At 41.9% G+C, this 7,496-nt stretch carries 3 protein-coding genes and 4 tRNA genes; 5 read left to right on the plus strand and 2 right to left on the minus strand.

Annotated elements, in window-relative coordinates:
• Positions 1-226: 226 nt before the first annotated feature.
• Both uvrB and L1D50_RS19640 read right to left on the minus strand, forming a co-directional pair.
• Positions 227-2,230, minus strand: a complete 2,004-nt coding sequence (gene uvrB, locus L1D50_RS19635) for an excinuclease ABC subunit UvrB (RefSeq protein ID WP_128726754.1) — start codon at positions 2,228-2,230, stop codon at positions 227-229.
• Positions 2,230-3,606: an MATE family efflux transporter gene (locus tag L1D50_RS19640; protein ID WP_128726755.1), complete on the minus strand. Its 1,377-nt coding sequence runs from the start codon at positions 3,604-3,606 to the stop codon at positions 2,230-2,232. The genes uvrB and L1D50_RS19640 overlap by 1 nt, the downstream gene beginning before the upstream one ends.
• A 1,112-nt stretch (positions 3,607-4,718) precedes the next feature.
• On the opposite strand from L1D50_RS19640, the gene L1D50_RS19645 reads away from it, so the two are divergent.
• The 5 genes from L1D50_RS19645 to L1D50_RS19665 all read left to right on the plus strand — a co-directional run bounded on the left by L1D50_RS19645 (position 4,719) and on the right by L1D50_RS19665 (position 7,235).
• Positions 4,719-4,795: transfer RNA gene (locus tag L1D50_RS19645), tRNA-Asn, on the plus strand.
• Positions 4,796-4,814: 19 nt separating this feature from the next.
• Positions 4,815-4,891, plus strand: a tRNA-Asn gene (locus L1D50_RS19650).
• A 34-nt stretch (positions 4,892-4,925) separates the two neighbouring features.
• Positions 4,926-5,002 (plus strand) — tRNA-Asn (locus tag L1D50_RS19655).
• Positions 5,003-5,027: 25 nt separating this feature from the next.
• A tRNA-Asn gene (locus tag L1D50_RS19660) sits at positions 5,028-5,104 on the plus strand.
• Between the two features lie 187 nt (positions 5,105-5,291).
• Complete coding sequence (locus L1D50_RS19665; RefSeq protein WP_128726756.1) at positions 5,292-7,235, plus strand: GGDEF domain-containing protein; 1,944 nt, start codon at positions 5,292-5,294, stop codon at positions 7,233-7,235.
• Positions 7,236-7,496: the final 261 nt, after the last annotated feature.

Here is a 7,496-nt window from a genome sequence, read left to right on the forward strand (position 1 = left end):
CTCTCGCGTCCTGCTACCGCTAAGGTACCTATATCCATATAGGCAAGGCAAAAATTTTGCTATTTAGTTGTTCTAAATGAGAAATTTTTAACGAAGCTAATATGCTATTTCACCCTTCAAATTGATTAGAGAATTAATTCAATTGGTATAAAGCAACCTACCCAACCAATAAAAAAGCATGTGATGGCCACATGCTTTTTTATTCTTTAAAGCCGACGTTTTAGCCCTAAGCTTTAATCAAACGCTTTTGTAAGATCTGAACTTGATCTCGCGCTTGAGCTGCTTTTTCAAACTCAAGCTCTTTTGCAAACTTCATCATTTGTGCTTCAAGTCGGTCTATTTCTTTGGCGATCTCTTTCGCATCCATTGCAGGCATACCAGGTTTAAATTTGGCATCGATATCCACCACTTTGTCATCAGCCACTTCCTCACCGAGGTCCATCACATCCGTGATCTTCTTATTGAGCGCCGTTGGTGTAATGCCATTAGCCTCATTATACGCCTCTTGCTTTTCTCTACGTCTTTGCGTTTCATCTATCGCTTGGCGCATCGAGTTCGTTACTCTATCGCCGTACAAAATCGCTTTACCATTTAAGTGACGTGCCGCGCGGCCAATTGTCTGAATAAGAGAGCGCGTAGAACGTAAAAAGCCTTCTTTATCCGCATCAAGTATGGCAACCAATGAAACCTCAGGCATATCCAAGCCCTCTCGTAACAAGTTGATGCCGACTAGTACATCAAAAACACCTTTACGTAGGTCTCGAATGATCTCCATACGTTCAACGGTATCGATATCAGAGTGTAAGTAACGCACCTTAACATTATGATCGTTAAGATAATCGGTCAGATCTTCTGACATGCGTTTTGTTAGCGTAGTAACCAGCACACGCTCATTCACTTCAACCCGTTTGTAGATCTCAGAGAGCAAATCGTCAACTTGAGTTGCAACTGGACGCACCTCTACTTCTGGATCTAATAGCCCAGTTGGGCGGATCACTTGCTCGGCAACATCACCCGCTGATTTATTCAATTCATAATCACCGGGCGTCGCCGAAACATAAATGGTCTGTGGCGAAATCGCTTCAAACTCTTCAAACTTTAGTGGCCTATTATCCAGCGCAGACGGCAACCTAAAACCATATTCAACTAAGTTTTCTTTACGACTGCGGTCACCTTTGTACATTGCCCCTACCTGCGAAACGGTAACGTGAGATTCGTCGATGATCATAAGCGCGTCATCCGGCAAATAATCTAACAAAGTTGGGGGTGGCTCGCCTGGTGCACGTCCCGATAAATATCGACTGTAATTCTCAATACCAGAGCAATAGCCAAGCTCTGTCATCATTTCAATATCGTATTGTGTACGTTGAGCAATGCGCTGCTCTTCGACTAAGCGACTTTTATCCAGTAATTGAGTGCGGCGCTCTTTGAGTTCGACCTTGATACGCTCAATGGCATCAAGGATCTTTTCTCTTGGCGTCACATAGTGAGTTTTTGGATAAATAGTCGCGCGAACGAGATGTTTTTCAATGGCACCCGTCAAGGGATCAAACAGGCTGATCCTCTCTATCTCATCGTCAAACATCTCGACTCGTACCGCGATGGTTTCTGACTCTGCAGGAAAAATATCAATAACTTCACCACGAACTCGATAAGTACCACGGCTAAAATCCATATCATTACGTGTATACTGTAGCTCTGCCAAACGTCTTAACATGTCACGCTGATCGATAGTTTCACCGACTTTCAGTAACAGCATCATTTTCATGTAAGAGTCGGGATCGCCAAGGCCATAAATCGCTGAAACTGAGGCTACGATGATAGTGTCTCTGCGCTCAAGCAAGGCCTTGGTCGCAGATAGACGCATTTGCTCTATATGATCGTTGATAGAGGCGTCTTTCTCAATAAATGTGTCGCTAGCAACAACATAGGCTTCGGGTTGGTAATAGTCGTAATAAGAAACGAAATACTCAACCGCATTATGAGGAAAGAACTCTTTCATTTCGCCGTACAACTGTGCAGCCAGCGTTTTGTTATGCGCCATAATAATCGTCGGACGGTTGAGGTTATTAATGATGTTAGCCATGGTAAAGGTTTTACCCGTCCCGGTAGCCCCCAGCAAGGTTTGATGTGCAAGGCCTGATTCTAAGCCATCGCACAGCTGAGCAATCGCTGTTGGTTGATCTCCGCTTGGCTGAAACTCAGAAACTAGCTGAAACTTATCTTCCATTATGCCTCCTTTTGAACCTCACTTGCTGCAATTTCATTAATGACTTTCTTAAACCAATTGTAGGCAATGGCTGCAGTAAATAAATTTCCCAAAGCAGCGCCAGCAAATAATCCTGGCAATCCAGCCAACAGTGAGCCTAAATAAGCAATAGGTACATAGAATATGAACAACCGGATCACACTTAGAATGAGTGCATTCATCGGTTTATGCAACGCATTAAATGACGAATTGGTTAATATGATCACGCCTTGAAGACCGTATCCTAACGGCATGATATAAATAAATAGCTGTATGGTTTCAACAACAGCCGGCTCATTACCAAAAGTATGACTTATATAGTAAGCGCTCAATACCAGCAATAAGTAGACCGCAAATTGAAAACCAAGCACAAATTTAAGTGTTTGGGTATAGGCATCAGACACACGCTGATAGTGCTTTGCACCAAAGTTCTGGCTGACAAATGGCGGCAAGGTCATAGAAAGCGCTAAAACCACCAGACTTGCGATCGACTCAATACGACTGCCAACACCAAATGCGGCCACAGCTTCAGGTCCATAACTAGCTATAAGTGCTGTCATTACCGCCATTGCTAAAGGTGTCAGCATATTTGCACCAGCTGCAGGCAGGCCTATAGTGAGAATTTTTTTCGCCGCATTTGTGAAGCTGGTGTATTTTGCAGACAGTGAGATAAGACGCTTTTTAACTATCAGCAAATATAAAATGATAGTTACCCCAAGACTCCAAGACAACACACTGGCCACTGCAGCCCCTTTCACACCCATTGCATCAATAGGCCCAAATCCGAAGATTAATATCGGGTCCAGCACCGCATTGACTAATCCTCCGAGTCCCATGACTAAACTTGGCGTTTTGGTGTCACCACTGGCACGCAACACTGAATTACCAATCATCGGTGTTATCAATAAAATCGAGCCAATAAACCACACCGACATATAGTCGTGGATAAATGGCATAACCGCTTCACCTGCACCGAGGAGAATAAAGATCTCATCGACAAAAATAAAACCAAGAATAGAAAGTAATGAAACTAATATCGCAGAGATAATAATAGCCACTGCGGCATCAAATTTAGCTTCATCAAGCAAATTGCTACCCAAAGCCTTAGCGATAACGGCAGATGTTCCGATGCCTAGCCCAATGGCCAAGCTAATTACAGTAAAGGTAACAGGGAAAGTGAAACTGATCGCTGCGAGCGGCTCGGTGCCTAGCATACTAATAAAGAAAGTATCAACGAGATTAAACATCATCAGCGTGATCATCCCGAATATCATGGGGATCGTCATTCGCTTTAAAGTCGCCCCAATATCACCAAAAAGGATATCGTTGCCATTGGAATTTGACTTAGCTTGAGTCATAACAACCTATTTCTGATACTTTAAGCGGCTCATTGTATGCTATTCAAGATGTTGACGCTATGCGGGAAACGTCAAGAGTCGTGATAAAGTCTAAATTAGCAACAGTTACTTATAAAAAGCTGGTATTAAGTCATAGGATTAAGATTTAGTGTTAAAAATAACGATTCAGTAAGTTTTGACAAAAAAGTTACAATCCACCTCGCAAAGTAGCATGTTTTTTGCACAACCAAATTGGCCAAAAGTTCATAAAAGCTTCACACTGAATAACAAATAAACAAAAATACCCAACCAAACATAACCCATTGATATTAATAGATTTAAATATTTATCGAATTTTACTTGAAACGGCCGCAGCGCCCTATTTTCATAGTCTTGCAATACTTCTCAAATAATAATAAACAATGTTATCCACAGATTCCGTGGATAAGTCGCTCCAAGCCAGTAGAATAAAGGTTTTCAGCTTGGAGTAATTTTGATCAACGGTGCATTTAGTATGATCGTTCTTAAAACAACAACTGGATCAATTTAGATCTGTAGACTAACCTTGCTTCTGGAAGTAAAAATCTTCATATATTCCAAAATTAACCAGCCAAGCATATCCATTTGTTTTAACTGGTCTTTTTATTAAGTTATTGATTTTCAATTTATTGATAGTAACTACTTACTGCTAGCCCCACTGCACTTAAGTCGAGATTATTAATACAACACTATTTATATTCAATGATCCCATCCAAGTGACAATTGCACTAATTTAAAGATCTTGAGAAAACATCATAAAATGAGCTGTTAAGGATACAATTCGAGCAAAACGTTCAAAAAATACATGAAACTAAAAAACCAACTGTACGAATACACAGTGAAGATTATATATGTTAATTTTATTCGTTTTAGCTTTGGTTCGACTCTCTTACTTGGTATCGCGAGCCACATTCACACAACAAGTAAATGTAAAATGCGCCGTTTTAACGCGATAAAATGCGTTGAACAAGCTAAAAAGCCAACAAATAGCGCATTAATTCATCGCTTAGTAGAGTTTTTTACGTTTCTGTGATTTTAGTGGTTGACACCTTGCAATGTCGTCATTAATATTTCGCCCCGTTGAGAGATACGCTTCCCCCTTAGCTCAGTTGGTTAGAGCGACGGACTGTTAATCCGCAGGTCCCCCGTTCGAGTCGGGGAGGGGGAGCCAAATTCTCACACTTGACTATTCCCCCTTAGCTCAGTTGGTTAGAGCGACGGACTGTTAATCCGCAGGTCCCCCGTTCGAGTCGGGGAGGGGGAGCCACTCCTTTATCGGAAAGTCAATATCTTATTGTAGTTCCCCCTTAGCTCAGTTGGTTAGAGCGACGGACTGTTAATCCGCAGGTCCCCCGTTCGAGTCGGGGAGGGGGAGCCACTCAATAAGAAGATTTCAAAATTGTTCCCCCTTAGCTCAGTTGGTTAGAGCGACGGACTGTTAATCCGCAGGTCCCCCGTTCGAGTCGGGGAGGGGGAGCCAATTCCACGAAAGCATTAGACTTTTTCAAGCATTTACACTACTCTACAAGCAATATTCTCACTGCACTTGCTCAAACAACAACCTGCTCTGTAATTTATCGCTCAGACGAAAATCAAACCGATGAATTTGATAAAGAATTTGGCAATGCACCCGATACTATGGAATAACCCTCTTTAAGAAGCGTACTATGGCTGGTTTTAAAAAACTTATCGTACTCCAAGTCACCTCTTGGCTATTATTCTCCTTGATTGGTAGCTTTTTTTTCGCAACAAGTTTTGACTCTGCAATAAATAAAGCGCAGCAAAGCGCACACACTATGGTAACAGAGTATATAAAAGACAAAAAAATCACTGAAGTGACCCCAGAACACATTCGCCAAGCACTAAATAGCGGAGATGTTTTCTCAACTTTTATTATAAGAGATTTTGACGGTCAAACCGTTTTACAAGTCAATACGCCAAGCAATCTTCCTTTTATCGCTGAAATTATTGAATCAAACATCAATGCTATTCGTCCTCAATTTGCTGTTAACGATAGCAAAGACATCAAAATCGAATTCTTGATCAATGCACAAAGCCAGGCGCAACTACTGCAACAAGCCCTACTATTGCTCATTATTATTTCTGCACTGGTCGCTTTTATTCCCGTCTTCTTTATGCAAGGCGTCTATAAGAAGCTTAACCGTAACGTCAGTATGACCGTCGCCAGTGCTGTAGATTCATACATCACACAAAACCAAGTCACCGACAACATTGAGTTTGATTTTAACGATGGCAAAGTAGCAGAACTTGGGCATGATTTAGTCCCCTCTTTTAAACGCTTAGCCAGCTTTTTAAAGTCAAAGCAAGAAGACATTAAAAATGCCGCCCACACTATTAAGCAAGAAGCGTATAAAGATGTGGTCACCGATCTTGGCAACCGCAATATGTTCGTTGAACACTACGAGCAATATATTGAGTCGTCTGCCAAAAAGGCATTTGGCTCACTGGCGATGATCCGTTGCTCTGAATTGCAAGTCATTAACCAAACCCGTGGCTATCAAAAAGGCGATGAATATATTAAGTCAGTATCGGATATCATCAAGCACGTCACCGGTACTTATGCAGGCAGCCAAGTGTTCCGTTTAAATAGCTCGGATTTTGCGGTGATCTTACCCAACGTGCCAAGTAAAGAAGCGGAAGAGTTTGGTGAAACTCTACAAGCGCGCTTCACTCAGTTCCAGCAAAACCAAGAACTATCATCGGTTGCAAACACTGGGATTGTGCCTTATGAGAATGGTAAACCACTTGGAGAGCTACTCTCAGTTGTTGATAATGCGATGAGTATGGCGCAGAGCAAACAAGCCAATGCTTGGCATATTCAACGTGAGTCTGACTTAGTGAATAATGTCAGTGCTGGATTTGGCAACCAAAACTGGCGTCGCGTGATCCGCGATGTGATCAGCAGCAAGCGTGTTAGTTTGATGATGCAAAATATCATGCCAATTGGTAAAAATTCTAAGGCCTATGCAGAGATCCAATCCCGCTTCAAAACCGAAGAGGGGCAAATGCTACCAACGGCCTCATTCCTTGCCATGGCTGAAAAGCTAGAAATGGCCATTGAGATTGATCAGTTGATCATAGACACCTCGCTAGAACTTATTAAAACGCGTAACTTTAACGAAAAGTATTTTGGGATCAACGTTACCGCATCGAGCGCTCATAACGATCAATTTGTGATCTGGTTAGAGCGTCGTTTGTTAAAAGAAACCAATCTAGCCTCTAAATTGGTATTTGAAGTTAGCGAGTTTGGCTTACAGCAAAATATTAAAGCCAGTAAGCGTTTTATTGATATGGTGCATCGTGCTGGCGCTCGTATCACCGTTGAGCGCTTTGGTGTGGGCTTAACATCGTTTAAGTTCTTTAGAGACCTAAAGCCTGACTATATCAAAATGGATGCAAGCTATACTCGTGGCCTTGAAGAAGACAAGAATAATCAATACTTTATGCGCTTGATGGTTGACCTTGCACACCGTATCGGTGTCAACGTATTTGCCGAAGGTATCGAGAGCCAAGAAGAGAAACACATCGTCGAAACGCTTTGTTTGGATGGTGTACAAGGCTACTACATCGAAAAACCGAAAGAAATCTAGGTAACCTGAGCCTCGGATAATTCAAGGCTTATCCGAGCTCAACAAAAACTCCAAGGGCAACTTGTTTGCCCTGCCCTATTCTCCAGCGTCATTGCGCTTACTTTCATACACTATCATTTGCCACACCTATTGCAATCTGTGTTACTATTGGCAGGAATTATCATTCAAATTTATCCATGCACTATAAGAAGTTCACAAAGATAGTCATGGAGATTATTTCGGCACTAACAACTAACCTGAGTTCAGTAAGATTAAAAAATC

The sequence above is a fragment of the Pseudoalteromonas sp. Isolate6 genome, from assembly GCF_022398435.1.
In the GTDB taxonomy this organism is placed as follows: Bacteria; Pseudomonadota; Gammaproteobacteria; order Enterobacterales; family Alteromonadaceae; genus Pseudoalteromonas; species Pseudoalteromonas galatheae.

Coding starts and splice junctions, on each gene's coding strand:
- uvrB (WP_128726754.1), bottom strand. CDS start 2,230: ATGGAAGATAAGTTTCAGCTAGTTTCTGAGTTTCAGCCAAGCGGAGAT.
- L1D50_RS19640 (WP_128726755.1), bottom strand. CDS start 3,606: ATGACTCAAGCTAAGTCAAATTCCAATGGCAACGATATCCTTTTTGGT.
- L1D50_RS19665 (WP_128726756.1), top strand. CDS start 5,292: ATGGCTGGTTTTAAAAAACTTATCGTACTCCAAGTCACCTCTTGGCTA.